Here is a 23031-nt window from a genome sequence, read left to right as displayed (position 1 = left end):
GGACTTATTTGGAAAGTAATTTGCTAGAAAGGCGGATCAATAAAGCAAATAAAATTAAAGAAATAATAAAATACTGGTCATTATCAGAAGCGAGATAATGATACTAGCAGATGAAAGGAATCCAACCTTAGTGGACTTATTGCCAAAAATGATTGCATTGATCGTTGAAAGACTGGCAAAGGGAGCAAAGGCTAATAAAACTAAAATGGTACGAACGATTTGAGGCAGCGGCAGTAAAAAGTAAAATGCAGCGGCCAAAACAGCACCACAACCATAGCGGAATCCTAAAATCTTTGCCACTGTGGTTAAAGAAGAACGGTCGATTTGCAATTCTAAGTACAATCCAATCATGAACATGGATAAGAAAGCATTAGCATTTGAAAAAAGATGCACGATATTCAGCACAGAATCCGGCAGAGCAATGCCAGTAAGAGCTAATATCAGCATGATCAGGTATGTAGTAAATGGCGGAGAAGAAAGCAGCTTTTGCAATGTGCGAACAAGAGAAAGAACCTCTTTGTTTTGTCCTGTCATTTTTTCAACAGCAACTGTCGTACCGCCAGCCAGCATTAAAGAATTTCCCATGTCGAAACTGCCGATAAAAGGCACAGCAGCCGGGAAGAAGCCTTGAACAAATGGCATGGTGAAATTTCCGATATTGTACCCGGAAATACCAAACATTAGCAGTGACTGATCAACAGCAGATTTTTTTCGCCACCAAACTCCACCAAGAACAACTAACACAACATTACTGAAGAACCCTAAGAAAATCATCAAGAAAAAAGTTGCATTTACAGCTACTCCATTAAAACCTACGATAATAGCGGCCGGTAAAGTAATATAAACAATCATTTTTGAAAGAATGTGTCCGTCTTGCTCTTTTAACATCCCTCTCTTTTTAAATAAATAGGCTACAAGAATAACCAATAAAAAACCAACGGCTTGTATTAAAATGGGACCCATGGACTAAACTCCTTTAACTGATCTTTTTGCTGCATATTAAACTAGCAGTAATAAAACAGCGCTATGACTATCATACCGTTGCAAAAAGCGATTGACCAGCTATTTTGCAAAAAAATAGCGAAAGTTTTAGTGAGCAAAAACGAATGTGGTACAATAAAACAAAAGAAAGTAGGGGAAAGAATGAGTGAATTGAACGGGAAAAAAAGAGCAGATATCAAAATCGGTGCGCTAGTGGACATTGTCTTGAAAAAAGATCAGCGAACTGGAACTTTAACAAGAGGGCACGTAAAACGTATTTTAACAAATAGCGCTCAGCATCCTCATGGAATAAAAGTCATGCTGGAAGAAGACAATCAAGTTGGTCGAGTACAAAAAATTATAACGGCCTAAGAAATAGTTGTATTGCCATCTAATTGCAATAGTTTTCAAATCGAATTTTAAAAAAAGTTTGAGGGCCTTTTAACAGTGCCAGTGCAAGCTTTTAACGGGTTTTACATTCTTTTGCAACAGCGTTTCGGTTCACATTTGAAGAATTGAGGGGTATAATAATAAGGTAAGCTGTTCGAATTGAGTTCAGTGAATTTTCAATAGGAGGAAAATTATTATGAAAATCGGTATACCTAAAGAAATCAAAAATAACGAAAATCGGGTGGCTATTTCCCCAGCGGGTGTCTATAGTCTTACAGAAGGCGGACACGAAGTTTTAGTTGAAGCATCAGCTGGAAAAACAGCAGGCTTTACGGACGCTGAGTTTGAAGAATCAGGTGCAAAAATTGTAAACAATGCAGATGATGTTTGGGCTGCAGATATGGTTATTAAAGTTAAAGAACCATTGCCAGAAGAATACGGTTATTTCCGTGAGGGATTGATCATCTTCACTTATTTACACTTAGCAGCTGCTAAAGAATTAACAGAAAAATTAATGGAAACTGGCGTAACAGCAATTGGATATGAAACAATGGAAAAAGACGGTGTCTTACCGTTATTAACACCAATGAGTCAAGTAGCCGGTAGAATGGCTGTCCAAATCGGTGCACAATTTTTAGAAAATAACTACGGTGGTAAAGGATTACTGCTTGGCGGTACGCCAGGAGTTTCAACAGGTAATGTAGTCATTATCGGCGGCGGTGTTTCAGGCATGCATGCAGCTAAAATGGCTGTCGGACTTGGTGCCGATGTCACGATTTTAGATGTAAATCCTGCACGTTTAGCTGAATTAGGCAATATTTTCGGAAACTCTGTCACGACGTTGATGTCGAATGAATACAATATCGCAGAACAAGTGAAAACAGCTGATTTAGTGATCGGTGCGGTATTGATTCCAGGGTCTAAAGCTCCAACACTTGTTACAGAAGAAATGGTTGAATCGATGGAAGAAGGTTCCGTGATTGTGGACATTGCTGTTGACCAAGGCGGGATCGTAGAAACTGCTGATAAAGTAACCACCCATGATAACCCTGTTTATACACGCCATGGTGTGCTTCATTATGCTGTAGCCAATATGCCGGGAGCTGTTGCTAAAACATCGACAATGGCGTTGACAAACGTTACGATACCTTATGCTTTAGAAATCGCTAATAAAGGCGTTGTTCAAGCCTCACAAGACAACCCAACTGTCTACGGCGGGATCAATGTAATGGACTATAAGCTAACTAAAAAAGAAGTTGCTCAATCATTAGATATCGACTATGTTGAAGCAAGTACTTGTTTCAATAAATAGCAAAGAAAAAAGTCAGTTCTGTAAAAGGACTGGCTTTTTTTATAAAAAAGGAATACTTTGACTAAATAAACTTATGAAAAAAAGAGCTGAAATTCAGATCAGTTAGCATACTTAAAGAACCTATACCTCGAAAATCAGTTGTACAATAGGTGATAAGTGATAAAAAAGAAAAAATAGAGTATACTAAAAATGAGAAATTAAACAAAAGGAGTTTATTTATGGCAAAAAGCAGTAAAAAAATTCAAGTGGAAGTAAAAGAAACAGCACAAAACAAAGAAGGTTTTGTGGAACTGGCTTTGTATGTGAACCAAGAAAAAATCGGTATGATCCAACAAGAAGAAGGAAAACCTGTAACGGTCATAACCAATGCAGGTACCGAATCAAAAGCGAAGTCAATTGATGAGGGCATAAATAATTTGTTAATGGATTATAATTTACATCAACTGTAGTGATAAGCAGACAGACTGCATATTTGAATAACTTGTAAAGGACGTGATGGTAGATGTCAGCAATTCCAAAAGAAGCTTCGTTTAAAGAAAAAGCAAAAAAATGGCTAGAGATCATCAAACCCAATTGGGAGCGAGCTGAAGTATCTTCCAATTCAGCTGAACTAGCTTACTTTATTTTACTTTCGATAGCGCCTATTTTACTGGTAGTGGCTAATATCATTCCTTTTTTACCCATCAGTGCATCAGATATCTTGCCATATTTAAAAACGGCATTGCCGCCGGATATTTACAAAATCATACAGCCTATGTTAGCTGATTTTTTAAACAATACGCATGGTGGCATCATTTCAATCGGGTTGATCACCTCTCTTTGGTCAGCGAGTAAAGCGTTTAATGCGATGCAAGTAGTATTGAATGATGTGTATGGCGTTGAAAAACGAAAAAATTTCATTATTGTACGGGCGGTTTCTTTTCTAATTAATTTAGCGGTTGTAGGAGTTGTTGGACTCATTTTGTTCGCCTTTGTTTTTGGTAAGCAGATCCTGCATTTAGTGGAGAAGTTTCTACACATTCAGCTGCCTTTGATTGAAACTGTGCTGGGATTCCGTTGGTTGATTTTATTGGTCGTTTTGATTATTGTGCTTACGTTGGTTTATTTCTTATTGCCGAATCATGGTTTAAGTATAAAATACGCAGTGCCGGGTGCCATATTTACCACTATCGGCTGGTTGATTCTGTCTCAAGGCTTCTCTCTTTATGTGAAATATGCCGGTGGGGCAGCAGCAGGAAGCGGAGCATTCGGTGTGGTGATTGTGCTGATGTTATGGCTTTATTTATCAGCTATGATTTTATTGATGGGGGCATTCCTCAATACCGTTTACTATCAATATAAGACGAACAAAACCGTTGAACAAACTAAACAAGAAAAAGAAGCAGCTGAAGCAGGTAAAACGCAAAAAGATTATTTGATCGAATCAGCTGAGAGACAACGAGGGAAACTAACGAAAGTTAAAACAGTCGCTGATCACCAAGCGGAAGAAGCTGGAGCAGCAGAAGAACCGTTAAATTAAGTTTCTGATAGTTCATTCTAAGCGGTATAAATTTAGCTGATTTCTTATAAAAGAGTAAAGATGATGGGATTTTTTTATCCCATCCTTTTTTTTGTTTGCCGTTTCTTATATAATAGATGAAGTTCAATAACGGTTTTAATTGCTTAATTGAAGAGACAAGGAGATTTTTAGAAATATGAATGAGAACAAAGAATCAAAAATAGACTATGGAATCATATTATCTATTATGTTGTTAGCAATCATCAGTATAGCCACACTCTTTGCAACGACCTATATGATTGAAGGTAAAGGACTGCAAATAACCATTATGCAAGTTATTTGGTATATAGTGGGGATTATAGCGATTGTTGTGATCATGCAGTTTGACTCAGAGCAGCTTTGGAAGCTGGCGCCGATCGCCTATGGAGTGGGATTGCTGCTCTTAGTCTTAGTGTTGTTTTTTTATGATCGGCCGACTGCAGCCTTCACAGGCGCAAAAAGCTGGTTTAAGATTGGTCCCATTACTTTCCAGCCTGCTGAAGTCATGAAAATTGCCTTTATTCTAATGTTAGCGCGAGTAGTGACTCGGCACAACAGCGAATACGATGAACATTTTGTAAAAGCCGATCTGTTGCTGATTGGGAAGATTATCGCCATTTCTTTACCGCCGTTGATTTTGATTTTACTAGAACAAGATTTAGGAACGACTTTAGTCTTTTTAGCTATCATCGGCGGCGTTATTTTAATGTCAGGAGTAACGTGGCGCCTCCTTTTACCGCTGTTTTTAAGTATTTCTGCTCTCGGCGGCGGTTTGCTCTTTCTAGTGGTATATGACCGCAGTTTCTTGTTGAAGCTAGGTTTTAAACCCTATCAGTTTGCTAGAGTCGATTCTTGGCTCGATCCTTATCATGATGCTGCAGATGCAGCTTATCAATTGATTCAGAGTATGAAAGCCATCGGATCAGGTAAAGTATTTGGTAAAGGGTTCGGTGTTTCAGAAGTATACGTCCCCGTTCGAGAGTCCGATATGATTTTTGCAACCATCGGTGAAAACTTCGGCTTTATCGGCAGTTGTATTTTGATCTTTATTTATTTTTTATTGATTTATCAAATGATTCGTATCTGTTTTGATACAAAAAATGAATTTTACACGTATATCTCTACAGGAGTTATCATGATGATCTTATTCCACGTTCTTGAAAACATTGGAATGGGAATTGGTTTATTGCCGCTGACCGGAATTCCGCTTCCGTTTATTTCTCAAGGTGGAACAGCCTTGTTGGGGAATATGATGGGAGTAGGCTTGATCATGTCAATGAGGTACCATTACCGCAGTTACATGTTTTCTGAAGAACGGGAAGGATTTTAATTTCTTCAACTGAAGTGAAATGGAGAGAATAAAGATGCTATACTATTATCAACACCCAACTTGTTCTACGTGTCGAAATGGCAGAAAGTGGCTGGATCAGCAAGGAATTGCATATGAAGCCATCGATATGATTGCTGCACCGCCTTCCAAAGAACAACTAATGGAATGGATGACGTTGTCTGACTTGCCAATTGCTCGTTTTTTTAATACAAGCGGCAATCGTTACCGTGAGTTAGGATTAAAAGAAACGGTCCCCACAATGGATAAAGAAACGGCAGCAGCGTTGCTTGCAACTGATGGGATGCTGATTAAGCGCCCACTCGTAACAAATGGTAAAAAAGTTACGGTAGGATTCAAAGAAGAACGATTTGAAAAAGAATGGCTCACCAGTAAAGGAGAAGAAAAATGACTGAAAAAACAAAAGTAAAATACAGTGAAAATGGCTTATGGATTTTAAAAGATGGCGAACACTACCGAATCGGTTTGTCTGAAAAAGGACAAGATGACTTAGGTGAAGTGATGTTTGTCGAAATTCCGACTGACGTTGCACGAGTAGAAAAAAACGATAATTTGATCGGAGTTGAAGGAGCGAAAGCTGTTACTGAATTAATCGCTCCTTTTTCAGGAAAAGTTATGAGTTTTAATACGGAATTAGCGGACAATCCAGAAGACTTAAACACAAGTAATCGTGATAAAAATTGGATCGTGGATGTAACAGAAGTCGATGAAGCCGAATTCAATGCTCTTTCCGACGAGGTTTAACAATTTTTTTAATTGATAGATAAAATAGTTCTTGTTAAAAACCTTATATGTAACAGCAAAAACCACTAAATTGCCTTTCTAAGGAGCCGTTTAGTGGTTTTTTGTGTTCAAAATTTTTTTGCCTGCCTTAAGTGTGAGAAAAGATGCAGCATACGTCACGCAAATACCGGTTGCCTGCCTTAACGTCTTAAAATGAAGAGCGATATGTCAGGCAAAGCCCGTTTCTGTGACATAACATTGAAAACATACGTACCTTATGTCACTTAAACTTTTTTTAATGCGGTAAAGAGTGAACATCCTCCTTAATTTTTTATTAGTGATAGAACGTTTGATGGTCCTTGATTTATGCAAGAACTAGGTGCTAAAAAACGAGATAGTATAAGTTTTGAAGTGTTGTTTCATATGCTGGGTTTTAGATTTCAGACAAAGATTACTATTTTTGACAAAAATCAACGTTTTTTGCTAGTTGACAGACAAAACAGCTTCTGTTAGAATGTGGACAATATCATATCTAAATGCGTAGATAAGAAGAGTACGTTCGTTACAAACATTTATTAGAGAACCTCGGTTGCTGAAAAGAGGGAATGGGAGTCGAACTGAAGATGGTCTTTGAGCAGAATGAGTGAATGCATAGCATAAGCTGATTCCGGAAGCATCCGATAAAGTGCCACAGTATACGAGCTGCAATGAGCTTTCGTACTGGATGAGACTGGTTTAGTGATAAATCGGTGAACTAAGGTGGTAACACGAAAAGTAACAACTTTCGTCCTTATATTAAGTAAATGACTTAATATGAGGGCGGAAGTTTTTTTATTTATGAGAATTGTTTGAAAATGACCAAGGAAGGAAATGACCAATGATTGAATTAGCCAATATCAAAAAAGTTTTCCAAACGAAACAAGGACAGCTGACAGCCGTTGAAGATGTGAATTTAACCATTAAAGACGGTGAAATATACGGCATTGTGGGTTATTCAGGAGCTGGAAAGAGCACATTAGTCCGGATGTTTAATGGACTTGAAACTCCTACATCGGGAACCGTAGCTGTCAACGGCAATATTATTTCAAAATTAACAGGAAAAGATTTAAGGAAAGAACGACAAAAAATCGGAATGATTTTTCAACACTTCAATCTTTTATGGTCAAGAACAGTATTAGAAAATGTTCTATTTCCATTAGAAATTGCCGGGATGGGAAAAGCTAAAAGCATTAAGAAAGCGAAAGAACTGATTCGATTAGTCGGTTTGGAAGGACGTGAAGAAACTTATCCCGCTCAATTATCTGGTGGACAAAAACAACGGGTCGGAATCGCACGTGCTTTAGCAAATGAACCTACACTGTTATTATGCGATGAAGCAACGAGTGCTCTAGATCCTCAAACAACGGATGAAGTCCTCGATTTGTTGCTGGATATCAATAAACGATTGAATTTAACCATTGTTTTGATCACGCATGAAATGCATGTGGTTCGTAAAATTTGCCATAAGGTGGCTGTGATGGATAACGGAACCGTTGTCGAATCAGGAGATGTAATGGAAGTTTTTAAACATCCTCAACAAGAAATCACAAAACGGTTTATCCGGCAAGATGCTAATCCGAACAGTGAAGATACAGATGAGATTTTGGAAGAAATGCTGACCGCTTATCCTGAAGGAAAAATTATTCATTTAACTTTTCAGGAAGAACAGGTCAAAATGCCGGTCATTTCTAAAATTGTGCGGGACTATGAAGTAGAGTTGAATATCATCCAAGGAAATATTCGACACGCAAAAGAAGGGTCGATCGGTTCATTGTATGTGCAGTTGACCGGCAGCGAACCGCAAATTGCTCAAGCCATCGAACGCTTGAATCAAATGAAAGTAGGAGTAGAGGTGATGGAACATGTTGTCGAATCTTAAAATTGGAGCAGGATTGATGAGCCAGTACTTTGATTTTTCAGAAATCCATTGGGACAGAATGCAAAAAGCAGCTATCCAAACACTAGGGATGACAGCCGGTTCAGTGATCGTCGTCTTCCTGCTAGGTTTGTTGCTAGGGCTGCTGCTATACGAAACAAATGGAAAAGATACGTTTTTTGCCAAGGGATTGTATGGGGTTGTAGCCATTCTTGTAAATGTCTTTCGTTCTGTTCCATTTATTATCTTGATTGTACTCATGATGCCGATAACCAAAAGTTTAGTTGGTTCCATGATTGGCCCAATGGCTGCTTTACCCGCTTTGATTGTTTCTTCAGCCCCTTTTTATGGGCGACTAGTAGAAATCGGCTTTCGCGAGATCGATAAAGGTGTAATCGAAGCAGCAGAAGCGATGGGAGCAAACAAATGGGAAATTATTTATAAAGTCCTCATACCGGAAAGTTTGCCGGCCATCGTTTCCGGACTGACGGTGACGACTATTTCATTAGTCGGTTATACGGCCATGGCAGGTGTCATCGGAGCAGGTGGATTAGGAAATCTAGCTTACTTAGAAGGATTTCAACGTAATCAACCAGCTGTGACATTGATTGCCACATTGATTATTCTCGTGGTCGTTTTTATTATCCAATTCATTGGAGACAGCGCAGTCAAGCGGATAGACAAGCGTTAAGTGCTTTAGCAATCAGGTGAAACGTTTATTAAATAGTTGAAATAGAAAAAATAAGACTAAAAGGGGAGATTTATTATGAAAAAATCAACAGTATTTGGAACACTTTTAACAGTAGGACTGTCATTAACCTTAGCAGCTTGCGGCAGCAACGGTTCATCATCAGACTCATCGTCAGCAGGATCATCAAAGGATGACACGACTACAATCAAAATTGGCGCCAGCAATGTCCCGCATGCAGAGATATTAGAATTTGCTGAACCTTTACTTGAAAAAGAAGGCATTAAATTAGATATTACGACGTACAATGATTATGTCATACCTAACGTCGCGTTAGACGAAGGCGACATTGATGCCAACTACTTCCAACATATTCCATTCTTCGAAAGTGCCGTTGCTGAAAATGATTATGATTTTGTTAACGCAGGGGCGATCCATATTGAACCGCTTGGTCTGTATTCGAAAAAATACAAAAACTTAGATGAAGTAAAAAAAGGTGCGACCGTTTTAGTCAGCAATAGCCAAGCCGACTGGGGCCGTGTAATCAGTATTCTGGCAGATAACGATTTAGTCACATTGAAAGACGGCGTTGATCCAACAACGGCCACATTTGATGATATTGATAAAAATCCTAAAGAGCTGAACTTTGAATACGAAAATGATCCCGCATTGATGACAACATTGTATCAACAAGACGAAGGCGACTTAGTTGCGATCAATTCTAACTTTGCCGTTGACCAAGATATCAATCCACTGGAAGATTCGATTGCTTTGGAAAGCACAAGCTCGCCTTATGCGAATATTATAGCCATCCGTTCTGAAGATGCTAAAGATCCTGCTATTTTAAAATTAGTAGAAGTATTGAAATCAAAAGAAGTACAAGATTTTATTCTTGATAAATGGGACGGAGCAGTTGTTCCCGTCAAAGACTAAACAAGAAAAGTGGGACAAGCCGTTTTGACTCGACAGGAAAATAGTTAGTGTCTGTCGGATGGTTCATTCATACATTATAGAAAAGCCCCTTTTTAAACGAATTTCGTTTAAAAAGGGGCTTTTTCTTATTATGCACCAGTAGATTTGTCCTGCTCTTTGGAATTGACACGTTCAACGAATTCGTTAAACAAATCTTGCATCTTACTGTCACGTTTCATCATTAATTCAGGATGCCATTGAACGGCTACGATACTTTGCTTTGAATCAACAGCTTCAAAGCCCTCGATCAACAAGTCTTTGCTCCAAGCGACAGGCTTGAAAGCTCTTGCCAGTTCTTTGACCGCTTGGTGGTGATAAGAATTGACCAAATAGGTTTTTCCAAAAATAGTTCCCAATCGGCTGTCTGGTTCAATATCGATTGTATGTGTTCCTAGGTCAAAATATGTTTGCTGAATGTGTTGGACGGTTAAGTCAGGATAATGCGACAGATCCTGATAAAGCGTTCCGCCATAAGCTACATTTAATAATTGAAACCCGCGACAAACAGCTAAAATGGGTTTATGTTGAGCAACTGCCTCTTTGATCAAGGCCATTTCAAAAGCATCGCGTGTCGGGCTGGTAGCGCCAAGTTTCAAGCTGGGTTCTTCGCCATATAAAAGAGGAGAAACGTCTTGCCCGCCTGCTAATAATAAGCCGTCTATCCGTTCAATATAATCAGCCGCTTCTTCAGGCAAACTGATCGGTAAGACAATGGGTGCTCCTTCCGCTGCAACGATTCCATCCACAAATCCTTGAGGAGTATAAGTGACGGGCAAGCCATTGGTGACATTTAAATCGATTAAACTATTTCCGGCAATTCCAATTAACGGTTTTTTCATTGAGTATTCCTGCTTTCTATTTCAATTATTTTTCTACTGTACCATTTGTTTATTAAGTCCGCTACTATAGATGCATTAAAAGCTGCGTTAAAAATGAACATTAAAAACAAACAACTGGATTCTACAGAACTGCGGCGACTCAAAAGTCTGTTCGGCGGCCGACAAAAAATGCGAATGAATAAAATGGAATAGATTTGGTATGTTTGTCCGGGTGAAAATCAGTTATGTACCTTAACAAGAACGAAAGGACAACGATATGGTCCATAAAAACAAGCTACAGACCATATCGCTTGGGCAAATGAACTTTTAAGGTCGTAAACAAGTTTTAATGACCGTAACTATAACTAATTTTTGTCTTTAAGGTACTTAAACAACTGCTGGTTTAATTTACACTAAAAAAGTAAGTGAGTTTACTGCTTGCTCGGCATTGCGCAAACTCCTTAGTTGGGCTAAAATAAAAGACAGTAGACAAACGTTCGAAAAAGGAGATGGAATGATGGCTCGTTTAGACATTAAAAATTTGCATGTTTCAATCGAAGACAAAGAGATCTTAAAAGGGGTGGATTTAGTCCTGAATACAGGAGAAATTCATGCCATTATGGGGCCAAACGGTACAGGGAAATCAACATTAGCAGCGGCAATCATGGGCCATCCCAGTTACCAAGTGACAGAAGGGGAAATATTATTGGACGGTCAAAACGTATTGGAAATGGCGGTCGACGAACGGGCACGCGCCGGTTTATTTTTAGGTGTGCAATATCCAAGCGAAATAGCAGGGATCACTAATGCGGAATTTATGCGGGCTGCCATCAATGCACGCCGGCCTGAAGACGATAAAATTTCTGTCATGCAGTTTATTAAAAAAATGGATGAAAAAATGGCCGTACTGGACATGCCGGAAGAAATGGCTGAACGGTATTTAAACGAAGGCTTTTCCGGTGGAGAAAAAAAGCGCAATGAAATTTTACAAATGATGATGATCGAACCGGCATTTGCTATTTTGGATGAAATTGATTCAGGATTAGACATTGATGCCTTAAAAGTTGTGTCTAAAGGGATCAACGCGATGCGCAATGAACATTTTGGCGCCTTGATCATCACGCATTACCAACGGTTATTAAATTATGTGACACCGGATGTGGTCCATGTCATGATGAACGGCGTAGTGGTTAAAACCGGCGGCGCAGAATTGGCGAAACGATTAGAAGCAGAAGGTTACAAAGGGATTCGCGATGAATTGGGAATCGATTTTGCTTTAGATGAAGATTAAAAAGGAGGAATTCAGGATGAAAGAAACAAACTATTTGGACTATCTTGATGCCGTCCGTCATGCTTCACTGATGAAAGGCGAACCTGAATGGATGCTGCAGCTGCGCTTAGCTGCTTTGGAGAAAATTGAGGAGTTGGAATTGCCGGTTATCGAACGCGTTCGCTATCATCGCTGGCCGTTGCTGCAAGTTCCTGATTTTTTCTTGATGGAAGAGCCGGTTTTTCTGGCAAATGATTTTTTAGCTGCTGATACCGATGCTCCGCGATTGGTTCAAGTTGGCACACAAACTGCTTTTGAACAATTGCCGATGGAATTGATTGAACAAGGCGTTATTTTTACCGATATTTTTACGGCAATGGAAGAACACCCGGAACTGGTAGAAGAAGCGTATATGCAATTGGCCGTCAAACCAGATGAAGACAAGCTGACCGCTTTTCATGCGGCTTTTATGAACAGCGGCATGTTCTTATATGTGCCTAAAAACGTGGTGATCGAAGAACCGTTAGAAGCTCTTTTTATCCAAAACAATCAAGAAGCCACTAGTTTTATCAAGCACGTATTGATTTATGCAGAAACAAACAGCGCGTTTACGTATGTCGAAAAATACCAAACGATTGGCGAAATCAGCAATGCTGCCAATATCGTGGTGGAAGTAATCACAAAACAAGGCGCAAAAGTGAAATTTTCAGCAGTCGATGAACTAGGCGAGCAAACGACGACTTACTTTAATCGTCGTGGACATTTATTAGGCGATTCACAAATCGAATGGGCGATTGGTGTGATGAATCAAGGCGATGTGATTGCAGATTTTGATTCGGATTTGATTGGCGAAGGCTCGCATAGCGAAGTCAAAGTAGTGGCTATCAGCATGGGCAAACAAATCCAAGCCATCGATACACGCGTGACCAACTATGGGCGACATTCGATTGGCCATATTTTACAGCACGGCGTGATACGGGAAAGAGCAACGCTGACATTCAACGGGATCGGCCACATTATCAAAGGGGCTAAAGGAGCCGATGCCCAACAAGAAAGCCGCGTATTGATGCTGTCCGATAAAGCCCGTGGAGATGCTAATCCGATTTTGTTGATCGACGAAAACGATGTGACGGCAGGACACGCTGCTAGTGTCGGACGAGTCGATCCGGAAGAAATGTATTATTTGATGAGCCGCGGCATTCCAAAAGAAGAAGCAGAACGCTTAGTGATTCGTGGATTTTTAGGATCCGTGATTGCGGCGATTCCATTGAAAGCCATTCGCAATGAGTTAGTGGAAACGATTGAAGGGAAGCTGACGAAATGACCATTCAAGGTGCAGAGTGGAAAAGAGACTTTCCGATTTTAAATCAGTGCGTCAACGATGAACCGCTGGTTTATTTGGACAGTGCCGCTACCAGCCAAAAACCAACACAAGTACTAAAAGCCGTCGATACCTATTATCAAACTGCCAATGCCAATGTCCACCGCGGTGTTCATACCTTAGCGGAACGAGCAACTGCTCAATACGAAGCAGCGCGCGAAAAAGTCCAACAGTTTATTCATGCGAAGGAAATAGCAGAAATCTTATTTACGCGTGGCACGACCACCAGCTTGAATTGGGTAGCTAAAAGTTTCGGCGAAGCAAACGTGCAAGAAGGCGATGAAATTGTGATTTCTTATATGGAACACCATTCCAATATTGTTCCTTGGCAGCAGCTTGCTAAAAAAACAAAAGCGACATTGAAATACATTGAGCTGACAGCAGACGGCCAATTAGATCTGGACAGTGCAGCCCAACAAATTACAAAACGTACGAAAATCGTTGCCTTGACCCATGTGTCGAATGTACTGGGCAGTGTGAATCCGATCGCTGAACTGACTCGAATGGCACATGCTGTTGGTGCAGTAATCGTTATTGACGGCGCACAAGCTGTGCCGCATATGGCAGTCGATGTGCAACAATTGGACGTTGATTTTTATGCTTTCAGCGGCCACAAAATGCTGGGACCGACCGGCATTGGTGTCTTGTACGGCAAACGAACGTTATTAGAACAAATGGAACCCGTCGAATATGGCGGTGAAATGATTGATTTTGTTCACGAGCAAGACAGCACCTGGACCGAATTGCCATGGAAATTCGAAGCCGGAACACCGAATATCGCCGGAGCGATCGGATTAGGCGCAGCGATCGATTATGTAACAAAAGCAGGAGTAGAAAATATCCATGCTTACGAACAAGAACTGGTCGCTTATTTGCTGCCTAAACTTCAGATCATTCCGGGTCTAACACTTTATGGACCAGTTGACGCGGCTGAACGCACTGGAGTCGTGACATTCAACTTGGAAGGCATTCATCCGCATGATCTGGCAACAGCTTTGGATATGCAAGGGGTCGCTGTTCGCGCTGGACACCATTGTGCACAGCCGTTAATGCAGTATTTGCAGGTTTCTTCGACGGTCCGGGCCAGCTTTTATTTGTACAATACGAAAGCAGATGCAGACTGTTTAGTTGAAGCACTGATAGCCGCAAAGGAGTTTTTCAATCATGGCACTATCTAGATTAGACCATTTATACCGGCAAGTGATTCTCGATCATTCCAGCCATCCTCACCATCACGGCACATTGGAACAGGCCACCGATCAAATCGAACTGAACAACCCGACTTGCGGTGATGTGATCCAGCTGCAGTTGATTCTTGAGGAAGATCGGATCAACGATATCCGCTTTTCAGGCAGCGGCTGCACCATCAGCACAGCCAGCGCGAGTATGATGACCGATGCAGTGATCGGGAAAACAACAACAGAAGCCTTAGCATTAGCGGAACAATTCTCGCTGCTTGTCCAAGGAAAAGAAAATGAAGAAATGGAAGACTTAGGAGACGCTGCAATTTTGAGCGGCGTGTCAAAATTCCCCGCTCGCATCCGCTGTGCCACATTGGCATGGAAAGGACTTGAAAAAGCTTTAAGTGAAGCACGAAAAGAGCAAGATAATGAGTAGTGAGAAAGGAGTGTTTGAAGATGAGTAAAGTACCAGAAACGCAAGAATACCAATTTGGCTTCCATGATGATATCGAATCGGTTTACACGACCGGAAAAGGCATCTCAGAAGAGGTCATTCGCGAAATATCCGGCCGTAAAAGCGAACCGGAATGGATGCTGGATTTTCGTTTGAAATCTTTCCGTCACTTTGAAAGTCGGCCAATGCCGAAATGGGGCGCAGATTTGTCGGAGATCGACTTTGATGAGATCACCTATTATAAAAAATCCAGCAACAAACCAGAACGCAGCTGGGAAGATGTACCGGATAAAATCAAAGAAACCTTTGAACGCATTGGGATTCCTGAAGCCGAGCGCAAATACTTGGCCGGTGCCGGCGCCCAATACGAATCCGAAGTCGTTTACCACAATATGAAAGAAGAATTCGAAAAAATGGGCATCGTCTTTTTAGATACCGACAGTGCTTTAAAAGAATATCCCGAAATCTTCAAAGAACATTTTGCAACGGTTGTCCCGCCGACTGATAACAAATTAGCCGCTTTAAATTCAGCTGCTTGGTCAGGTGGAACGTTTATCTATGTGCCCAAAGGCGTCCGCTGTGAAGTGCCTCTGCAAATGTACTTCCGTATCAACGATGAAGGCATGGGTCAATTTGAACGAACATTGATCGTAGTGGATGAAGGAGCTAGTGTGCATTATGTGGAAGGCTGTACGGCACCAACTTTTTCGTCTAGCAGTCTGCATGCAGCCATCGTAGAAATCGTCGTCAAAAAAGACGCTTATTGCCGCTATACGACTATTCAAAACTGGTCCGATAATGTTTACAATCTAGTGACTAAAAGAGCCACAGTCGATGCAGGCGGTACGATGGAATGGATCGACGGCAACTTAGGCGCGAAAACGACCATGAAATACCCGAGCGTTTACTTAAACGGGAACGGAGCTCGCGGTACCATGCTGTCGATTGCGATGGCCGGAGCCGGACAAAACCAAGATACCGGCGCAAAAATGATCCACAATGCACCGAACACATCCAGCTCAATCGTCTCCAAATCGATTGCTCATGACGGCGGAGAAGTCAATTACCGCGGACAAGTGACATTTGGAAAAAACTCAGGCGGATCGATTTCGCATATTGAATGCGACACAATCATTATGGATGACCTGTCCAAATCCGATACGATTCCTTTCAACGAGATCCACAACGGCAATGTGTCGCTAGAACACGAAGCCAAAGTATCCAAAATCTCCGAAGAACAACTCTACTACCTGATGAGCCGCGGTCTAACCGAAGAAGCAGCCACCGAAATGATCATCATGGGCTTCGTCGAACCCTTCTCCAAAGAACTGCCGATGGAATACGCAGTGGAGTTGAATCGGTTGATTGCTTATGAGATGGAAGGGTCGGTGGGATAATAATAAAACGATTGCTCGAAACGTTGGTTTTACAACGTTTCAAATTTTTTATGGCCTCTTATTTTGGGATTGGCTACGATTGATATCTCGGTTTCTAGCTATATATTATCTTGAATTTTTGATTTAAATAGCTTTTATTTCTGATAAGGAGGAGATATCTAGCTATTTCCAAATTCCTTATGAAGAAGTAAAAAGAATATGGGATACTTCTTTTTGAATGTAGTTTTACTTGTCTTATTGTTTGATTAGATATACCAAAAATGAAGTATCCATTTGTTGTAACTAAAATAGATAAGATGCTTGTTAGTGTGATTGAATACTTTCTCGAAAATATTTATCCTAAAAACAATGTTAGGTTAACAATAGTCCTTTTCTACCATATCCACTCTTTGAAAATTTAACAATAAAAAGGACTAATTTTTGTCTAAGAGGTGTACTATTCTTGAAAGAAGAAAAGATAATCGGTAGCAATATTAGATGACTCTGATTAGAAAAATATTAATCAATCAGAACTTGGTAGTGAACTATAGCTTAATAAAATTGCTATGACAAAAGAAATATTCGAAGATTTACTTCATTGACTACTTGTAGTCAATTTGATTTAGAGCATTTATGTTACACTCTGGTGTCGCAAAGAAATATTGGTATAATAAAGATGATATATGACGTTAGGGTATACATTACATATCCATTCTTTTTTAATAATAGTTGGTTTTAATAATAAAAAATATAAAAGTAATAGCTGTTGAGTTAATGGAATTAGTTTTTTTATATTCGTACCTCAATTAGTTATGTTTAGGCAGAATTGAACTTGTGGAAAGAGAAAAGGTGAGGGCGTATTAGTAAGCAAGTTGTTGAATATTTATATTATCCTAAAAAAGGTAGAATGAATAATATTAAAGAAACATTTCTGAAAATGTTATCACCATATATGAGCGATAACCTCTTAGAATATCAGAATAATGAAAAAAAATATGAATTTAGTTTTAATATGAGAAACTATAACGATTCGTTACACGTAATATTTCAGTATAATAAGACTGGTAAGATAGGGATAAATGATGTACATTCATTTCAAATTTTCCTAAATGAGATTAATATTGAAGCAAGCAAATCAAAATTAAATTACACTACTATTTTAGATACGAATGCATTGTTTTTTTCAAAAAAATTACTACCATACTTGCATAGTTATGAATGGGCTTTAAGAAAATTGATATATTTATTGTCCCCAACATATTTTGACAACTGGACAGAAGAGTCTATTCCGAATGAAATGATTTCAGCAATAAAAAGAAAACAGAAACAAGTAATTGGAAAGTATGACTTAAACAATCTTTTACAGTGGATAGATTTATACGATTTTGAAGAATACCTCTTTGGTGAAAATTACTTATCTGTTGTTGTAGGAAATGAAAAAAATATTGTAAGATATAAAGAGATAAACAGAGAAGAATTGTTAAATTTATTTCGAGAACCTGATAATTTAAGCATATCTAAGCCGTATTCATTATGGAGTGAAGTATTTAGAAAATATATGTATATTGACTTAGAGGAAATTCAAAAAGACATGGAATTAATCAGGGAAGGTAGAAATATTGTAAGTCATAACAAAGAGATTCAATTACCCTTATATCAGCAACTAATAAAAAATCTAAAAAAATACGTGAAACAATTAGATGCAGCTTTTCAAAAAATACTAATTGGTGAAATTGCTGATGAGGAACTTTCAGATATGAGTGATGATTTTGAAGGATATGTCAATAATCGTATAAATAATTCTGAAATACTAAGTGCCTCTTTAAAAGGAATACAAGAAGCGGTTGGCGCCCAACAGAGCTGGATGGCCAATGCTGGTCTGTCTGACACAATGAAAACAAGTTTAAAAGGAATACAAGAAGCGGTTGGCGCCCAACAGAGCTGGATGGCCAATGCTGGTCTGTCTGACACAATGAAAACAAGTTTAAAAGGAATACAAGAAGCGGTTGGCGCCCAACAGAGCTGGATGGCTAATGCTGGTCTGTCTGACGCAATGAAAACAAGTTTAAAAGGAATACAAGAAACGAGGGAGAATAATGTTTGAAACAGATTAATTTGATTCCTCAAATAACTTTTCTACATGCTGATATATGTTGTCAACCTATAGTAATTTGTTAAATGAAATATCTCTATAAAGCCTATTTTTTATTCTTTTTTCAAAAAGAGCCATTGAAAGGTCAATAGGATAATCTAGTATTTAAAGCTGGAAATACATGGTTGTAAGTGTTTCCGGCTTTTGTTATTATTGATAGTTTTTTACTACATCACAAAGCTATGTTCTCAAGAAACAATAAGGCCAATGTTTCTAACAAAACTTACTTATGTTGTTAACCAAATGCTCTAAACAACTATTTTTGGACTTTCTCAAGATAAATATAGTTGCTCAAATCTAAAATTTTTATAATATGAATTAGGTCTTTTTTTGCCATGAAACAAATAAAAAATAGAAAGAAAAAGTTAGAAAAAAGAATAGGTATTAAACTTCATATTTAATTAGAGGGAATTGTTATTGAATTTTACAAAACTGACATCCGCTACTAGAAATTACCGGTAACTTAGTCTGCTAAATACCATGAACTCTATGGTAAAATGGTTTTATGGATGGATAATATAGAAAGAAGTGAAACTTTTGAAGGAAATTAATGTAGTGGGTGCTATTTTAGTAGAGAACGGTAAAATTTTATGCGCACAACGAGGTGAAAGTAAAAATTTAGCTCATTTGTGGGAATTCCCAGGTGGGAAGATTGAAGATGGAGAGACGCCTCAAGAAGCATTGATACGCGAATTAAAAGAAGAACTATTGATTGAAGTAGAAGTACAGTCAGAAAAGTTTGAGGAAACAAGTTACCAATATGATTTTGGTTTAGTGAATTTAACAACCTTCATTTGCTTACTAAAAAAAGGGACGCCACAGCTAACTGAGCATATTGCAGTGAAATGGTTAAAGCCAGCAGAATTAAACAAGGTACAGTGGGCGCCAGCTGACATCCCAGCAGTTGAAAAGTTAATGGAAAAGAACGTGGTATTATGACAGATATGCTAGAACGTTCTTTAAAAAAAGCCTTTATTGACCAAAAGACTGAAGGTTCTTTATATGATCCTCAGATTATTATCAATGATACGAAAAATAAGCGATATATATTGAGTGTATTACAAGACGAACTGGATACATGTGAAGAATTCTTTTTTTCGGTAGCTTTCTTAACTCAAGATGGATTAGCAGCGTTAAAAACACAATTAGCAGATTTACATAGCCGTGGAATTAACGGGAAAATACTAACGTCAGTTTACTTAGCATTTAACCAGCCAGCTGTTTTTGAAGATTTATTGAAGATTCCTAATGTAGAAGTCCGTATTTCGCAAAAGCAAGGATTTCATTCTAAAGGTTATTTGTTTAAGCAAGTAGGCTACCATTCCTTTATCATTGGAAGTTCTAATTTAACGATGAGTGCTTTAAAGGTAAATTATGAATGGAATGTTCGTTTAACGTCTTATGATCACGGACAAATGATTCAGGATATTCAAGTACATATGGATCAGGAATGGAAAGAGGCCCAATTATTAACACCAGAATGGATTCATAACTATCAAAAAGCTTACCAACCAATGACGTATTACAGGGAAGTCAGTCAAGTTCAAGAACAGTCTCTCATTGATGAAGCAACTTCTTATATTGTTCCAAATGAAATGCAAAAAGCAGCTTTACTTAATCTAGAAGAATTAAGAGCTACTGGAGCAAAAAAAGGGCTAGTTATTTCTGCTACCGGAACTGGAAAAACTTACTTATCAGCTTTTGATGTTTTACAAGCCAAGCCAAAACGTGTTTTATTTATCGTTCATCGAGAACAAATTCTAAATAAAGCAAAGAGTGATTATCAAAAAATTCTTGGCGGGAAAACTGAAGACTATGGCATTCTTTCTGGAAATAAAAAAGAAATAAAAGCAACTTATCTTTTCGCAACAATCCAAACAATTTCAAAAGATCCAGTCCTGCAACAATTTGCTAAAGATCACTTTGATTACATCTTGATCGATGAAGTTCATAAAGCAGGTGCTCCATCATACCATCGAGTTATAGACTATTTTGAACCAACGTTTTTATTAGGGATGACTGCAACGCCTGAGCGAACAGACGGATTTAATATCTTTGAATTGTTTGATTACAATATTGCTTATGAGATTCGGCTTCAAGAAGCATTAGAAGAAGAAATGCTTTGTCCGTTTCATTATTTTGGAGTGACGGATTATGAAAAAAATGGTGAACTCATTTCTGAAGCGACTGATTTAAAACACTTGGTGGATGAAGAACGAGTCACATACTTATTAGAAAAGTTGAATTACTATAGTTGTTCTGGCAACACGCCTAAAGGGTTAGTTTTTTGTAGCCGTAAACAAGAAGCTGAGACATTGTCTTTTTTGTTTAATCAAAATGGACATCCAAGTACGTATTTAACTGGTGAACATTCACTTGAAGAACGAGAAAAGCAAGTTGAACGATTAGAAAATGGCGAGATAGAATATATTTTTACAGTAGATGTTTTCAATGAAGGAATCGACATTCCAAAGATCAATCAAGTCGTGATGTTGCGAAACACCCAATCGAGTATTATTTTTGTGCAACAGCTTGGACGGGGTTTAAGAAAAGATCCATCAAAAGAATATGTTACGGTCATTGATTTTATTGGGAATTATAAAAACAATTATATGATTCCAATGGCTTTGTCAGGTGATGTATCTAGGGATAAAAATAATTTGCGTAAGGATACGTTTGACACAAACTTTATTTCGGGTATTTCTTCTGTCAATTTCGAAAAAATTGCGAAACAACAAATTTTTTCTTCCATTAACCAAGTTTCTATGGACAGCATGAGCGAATTAAAAAAAACGTTCCAATTGCTTTATAATCGACTTGGACGCGTACCCTATCTTAAAGATTTTCAAGAACAACAAACTTTAGAACCGTTGTTAATTGCCAATAAAAAATTAAGTTACTATGATTTTTTAGTAAGTGTAAAGCAGAATAAAGGAACTATTTCAGAGATAGAAAATCGATTTTTAATGTTTACTTCAAGAGAGCTCTTACCAGGCATGCGAAAGCAAGAACTAATCTTATTACAAAAAATGATGAGTGAACCTACAAAAATTCTCACGTTAAAAGAAATCCAGCACTTATTTGAGGAACATGGTGTTTTATCAGATGATGAAACTTTGAATTCTGTGTTGAACACATTAGACTTGAGTTTTTATACTGGTTCCACAGCTTCCACCTATAAGGATCTTATTTTTATTGAAAGAACTGATAATCTGGTGAAATTATCCTCCTTATTTAAACAAGCGATGGACAATGAGTACTTTACTTATTTGATGAAAGATATTCTTTTAACAGGTGAACTAAAATCAGCAAACTATTCTTCAGAAAATCAATTGACGCGTTATCAAAAGTACAAACGGAAAGATGTTTTGCGTTTATTGAACTGGGATAAACAAATGATAGACCAAAATATTGGTGGATATACAGCAAGTAAAGGCGAATTCGTTATTTTTGTAACACTAAGAAAAGGAGAAACCTTCTCAGGTGCACAAATGGCTTATGAAGATGAGTTGCTAGATTATTCAACGATGGAGTGGTTCACAAAAGCTCCTAGAACGATGAAATCTCCTGAAGTCCAAAAATTACTCCATCCTGAAGAATGGAATATTCGAGTATTTGCTAAGAAATCTGATAATGAAGGAATTGAATTTTATTATCTAGGAGAAGTGAAACCAGTAAAAGAATCCATTGTGGAGTTAGAAAAGCCTCTCCAAAATGGTGAAAAGAAAAAAGTTGTAGAAATGTTTTTAAAATTTTCAAGTCCTATTGATATGAATCTGTATCGGTATTTAGAAGCTGGACAGGAGTAATCTTAGAATGAGTATTGCGGAGTATTTTGACCAAATGCAAAATTAAAATGCAATACTCATTTTTTAAACTTTATATGATTAGGAAGAATTAGTTATAGATCCTTTCTAGAATAAATATAAGTTTTTTACTTTTATATAACTGAAGTTTCTATTTCTTATAGAGGTTTATGTTTCTTTAAATTGGTAGCATACTTCTTATTCAGTGATAAATACATAAAATTTGAAGTTAACTTCAAATATTGATGAATATCAATAATAATTGAAGTTTAGTTACATGAATAAATCTTCTCTACATTGCAGATTGGCTGCTATCAGATTGATTTGAGAAATGTACTGATGGATGAGTAAAAAAAATTATCTTCTCATTTTTTCTATATCAGTTGTTCAATCTCGTATGACAAAAACCAGTTCTATAATATTTGACGTTGGTCAGTAATGAGTTGAGTTTCTTTTAACACATTCCAGAAATTTTCGGAGGATTAGGAGGAGCTTGCAGCCATGAAACAGGATGCAATGAGAATTACTTAGCGTTCGGCTTTAGCCGCTACGCTAAGTTTGTAGCTTGCAAGTTTTGAGACGTGTTCGGCTCAAAACGGTCCCATGGCTTTCCGCAAGCCACTCCGTAGTCCGGAGGAAATTTTCTCATCAATGCTAAAAAATAAAAAAACAAAAACCCTATCAAAAGCAGTGTGTCATTTCTTTTGATAGGGTTTATTTTGCTAAA

20 protein-coding genes and 1 other annotated feature are annotated in these 23031 nt (G+C 38.2%); of the genes, 18 read left to right on the top strand and 2 right to left on the bottom strand.

What is annotated here, in order from left to right:
• Positions 1 to 54: 54 nt before the first annotated feature.
• Positions 55 to 963: an AEC family transporter gene (locus BR87_RS05885; RefSeq protein WP_035029804.1), complete on the bottom strand. Its 909-nt coding sequence runs from the start codon at positions 961 to 963 to the stop codon at positions 55 to 57.
• 180 nt (positions 964 to 1143) lie between these two features.
• Between BR87_RS05885 and BR87_RS05880 the strand changes: the two genes are divergently transcribed.
• The 10 genes from BR87_RS05880 to BR87_RS05835 all read left to right on the top strand — a co-directional run bounded on the left by BR87_RS05880 (position 1144) and on the right by BR87_RS05835 (position 9827).
• A complete protein-coding gene (locus BR87_RS05880) occupies positions 1144 to 1353 on the top strand; it encodes a YwbE family protein (RefSeq protein WP_313467340.1) in 210 nt (69 codons plus the stop codon).
• A gap of 214 nt (positions 1354 to 1567) precedes the next feature.
• A complete protein-coding gene (gene ald / locus BR87_RS05875; protein WP_035029801.1) occupies positions 1568 to 2683 on the top strand; it encodes an alanine dehydrogenase in 1116 nt (371 codons plus the stop codon).
• Positions 2684 to 2901: 218 nt separating this feature from the next.
• The gene (locus BR87_RS05870) at positions 2902 to 3132 is read left to right on the top strand and encodes a DUF2969 family protein (RefSeq protein ID WP_035029798.1); all 231 of its coding nucleotides are present in this window, start codon (positions 2902 to 2904) and stop codon (positions 3130 to 3132) included.
• Between the two features lie 53 nt (positions 3133 to 3185).
• On the top strand, positions 3186 to 4202 hold the full coding sequence (locus tag BR87_RS05865; RefSeq protein WP_035029795.1) for a YihY/virulence factor BrkB family protein: 1017 nt from the start codon (positions 3186 to 3188) through the stop codon (positions 4200 to 4202).
• A gap of 175 nt (positions 4203 to 4377) precedes the next feature.
• A complete protein-coding gene (locus BR87_RS05860) occupies positions 4378 to 5550 on the top strand; it encodes an FtsW/RodA/SpoVE family cell cycle protein (protein ID WP_035029794.1) in 1173 nt (390 codons plus the stop codon).
• A gap of 34 nt (positions 5551 to 5584) precedes the next feature.
• On the top strand, positions 5585 to 5959 hold the full coding sequence (locus BR87_RS05855) for an arsenate reductase family protein (protein ID WP_035029791.1): 375 nt from the start codon (positions 5585 to 5587) through the stop codon (positions 5957 to 5959).
• Positions 5956 to 6312, top strand: a complete 357-nt coding sequence (locus tag BR87_RS05850; RefSeq protein WP_035029788.1) for a glycine cleavage system H family protein — start codon at positions 5956 to 5958, stop codon at positions 6310 to 6312. The genes BR87_RS05855 and BR87_RS05850 overlap by 4 nt, the downstream gene beginning before the upstream one ends.
• Positions 6313 to 6823: 511 nt before the next feature.
• Positions 6824 to 7086: a binding site (T-box leader), on the top strand.
• 82 nt (positions 7087 to 7168) lie between these two features.
• Entirely contained in the window at positions 7169 to 8209 is a 1041-nt protein-coding gene (locus BR87_RS05845) for a methionine ABC transporter ATP-binding protein (RefSeq protein WP_035029785.1), read from the top strand.
• Positions 8193 to 8897, top strand: coding sequence for a methionine ABC transporter permease (locus tag BR87_RS05840; RefSeq protein WP_084683573.1), 705 nt, complete (start codon positions 8193 to 8195; stop codon positions 8895 to 8897). Before BR87_RS05845 ends, BR87_RS05840 begins: the two co-directional genes overlap by 17 nt.
• Before the next feature lie 75 nt (positions 8898 to 8972).
• Entirely contained in the window at positions 8973 to 9827 is an 855-nt protein-coding gene (locus BR87_RS05835) for a MetQ/NlpA family ABC transporter substrate-binding protein (RefSeq protein ID WP_035029782.1), read from the top strand.
• 128 nt (positions 9828 to 9955) lie between these two features.
• On the opposite strand, the gene BR87_RS05830 is transcribed toward BR87_RS05835, so the two are convergent.
• Positions 9956 to 10705 carry a gamma-glutamyl-gamma-aminobutyrate hydrolase family protein gene (locus tag BR87_RS05830; RefSeq protein ID WP_035029780.1) on the bottom strand — a complete coding sequence of 250 codons (750 nt, stop codon included), beginning with the start codon at positions 10703 to 10705 and terminating at the stop codon, positions 9956 to 9958.
• A gap of 496 nt (positions 10706 to 11201) precedes the next feature.
• Here BR87_RS05830 and sufC point away from each other — a divergent pair, with 496 nt between their 5' ends.
• The 8 genes from sufC to BR87_RS05790 all read left to right on the top strand — a co-directional run bounded on the left by sufC (position 11202) and on the right by BR87_RS05790 (position 22307).
• On the top strand, positions 11202 to 11975 hold the full coding sequence (gene sufC, locus BR87_RS05825) for a Fe-S cluster assembly ATPase SufC (protein ID WP_035029778.1): 774 nt from the start codon (positions 11202 to 11204) through the stop codon (positions 11973 to 11975).
• 16 nt (positions 11976 to 11991) lie between these two features.
• The gene (sufD, locus tag BR87_RS05820) at positions 11992 to 13278 is read left to right on the top strand and encodes a Fe-S cluster assembly protein SufD (protein WP_035029776.1); all 1287 of its coding nucleotides are present in this window, start codon (positions 11992 to 11994) and stop codon (positions 13276 to 13278) included.
• A complete protein-coding gene (locus BR87_RS05815; protein WP_035029774.1) occupies positions 13275 to 14513 on the top strand; it encodes a cysteine desulfurase in 1239 nt (412 codons plus the stop codon). The genes sufD and BR87_RS05815 overlap by 4 nt, the downstream gene beginning before the upstream one ends.
• Positions 14500 to 14952 carry a Fe-S cluster assembly sulfur transfer protein SufU gene (sufU, locus tag BR87_RS05810; protein ID WP_035029772.1) on the top strand — a complete coding sequence of 151 codons (453 nt, stop codon included), beginning with the start codon at positions 14500 to 14502 and terminating at the stop codon, positions 14950 to 14952. The genes BR87_RS05815 and sufU overlap by 14 nt, the downstream gene beginning before the upstream one ends.
• 20 nt (positions 14953 to 14972) lie before the next feature.
• A complete protein-coding gene (gene sufB / locus BR87_RS05805; protein WP_035029770.1) occupies positions 14973 to 16367 on the top strand; it encodes a Fe-S cluster assembly protein SufB in 1395 nt (464 codons plus the stop codon).
• Between the two features lie 886 nt (positions 16368 to 17253).
• The gene (locus BR87_RS12610) at positions 17254 to 18450 is read left to right on the top strand and encodes a hypothetical protein (RefSeq protein ID WP_051929701.1); all 1197 of its coding nucleotides are present in this window, start codon (positions 17254 to 17256) and stop codon (positions 18448 to 18450) included.
• A 585-nt stretch (positions 18451 to 19035) separates the two neighbouring features.
• Entirely contained in the window at positions 19036 to 19437 is a 402-nt protein-coding gene (locus BR87_RS05795) for a (deoxy)nucleoside triphosphate pyrophosphohydrolase (protein WP_035029767.1), read from the top strand.
• Positions 19434 to 22307: a DEAD/DEAH box helicase gene (locus BR87_RS05790; protein WP_035029764.1), complete on the top strand. Its 2874-nt coding sequence runs from the start codon at positions 19434 to 19436 to the stop codon at positions 22305 to 22307. The genes BR87_RS05795 and BR87_RS05790 overlap by 4 nt, the downstream gene beginning before the upstream one ends.
• The last annotated feature ends 724 nt before the right edge of the window (positions 22308 to 23031 follow it).

This window comes from Carnobacterium mobile DSM 4848 (genome assembly GCF_000744825.1).
In the GTDB taxonomy this organism is placed as follows: Bacteria; Bacillota; Bacilli; order Lactobacillales; family Carnobacteriaceae; genus Carnobacterium_A; species Carnobacterium_A mobile.
The sequence above is the reverse complement of the archived record's forward strand: the minus strand, read 5'-3'. Positions and strand labels throughout refer to the sequence as shown.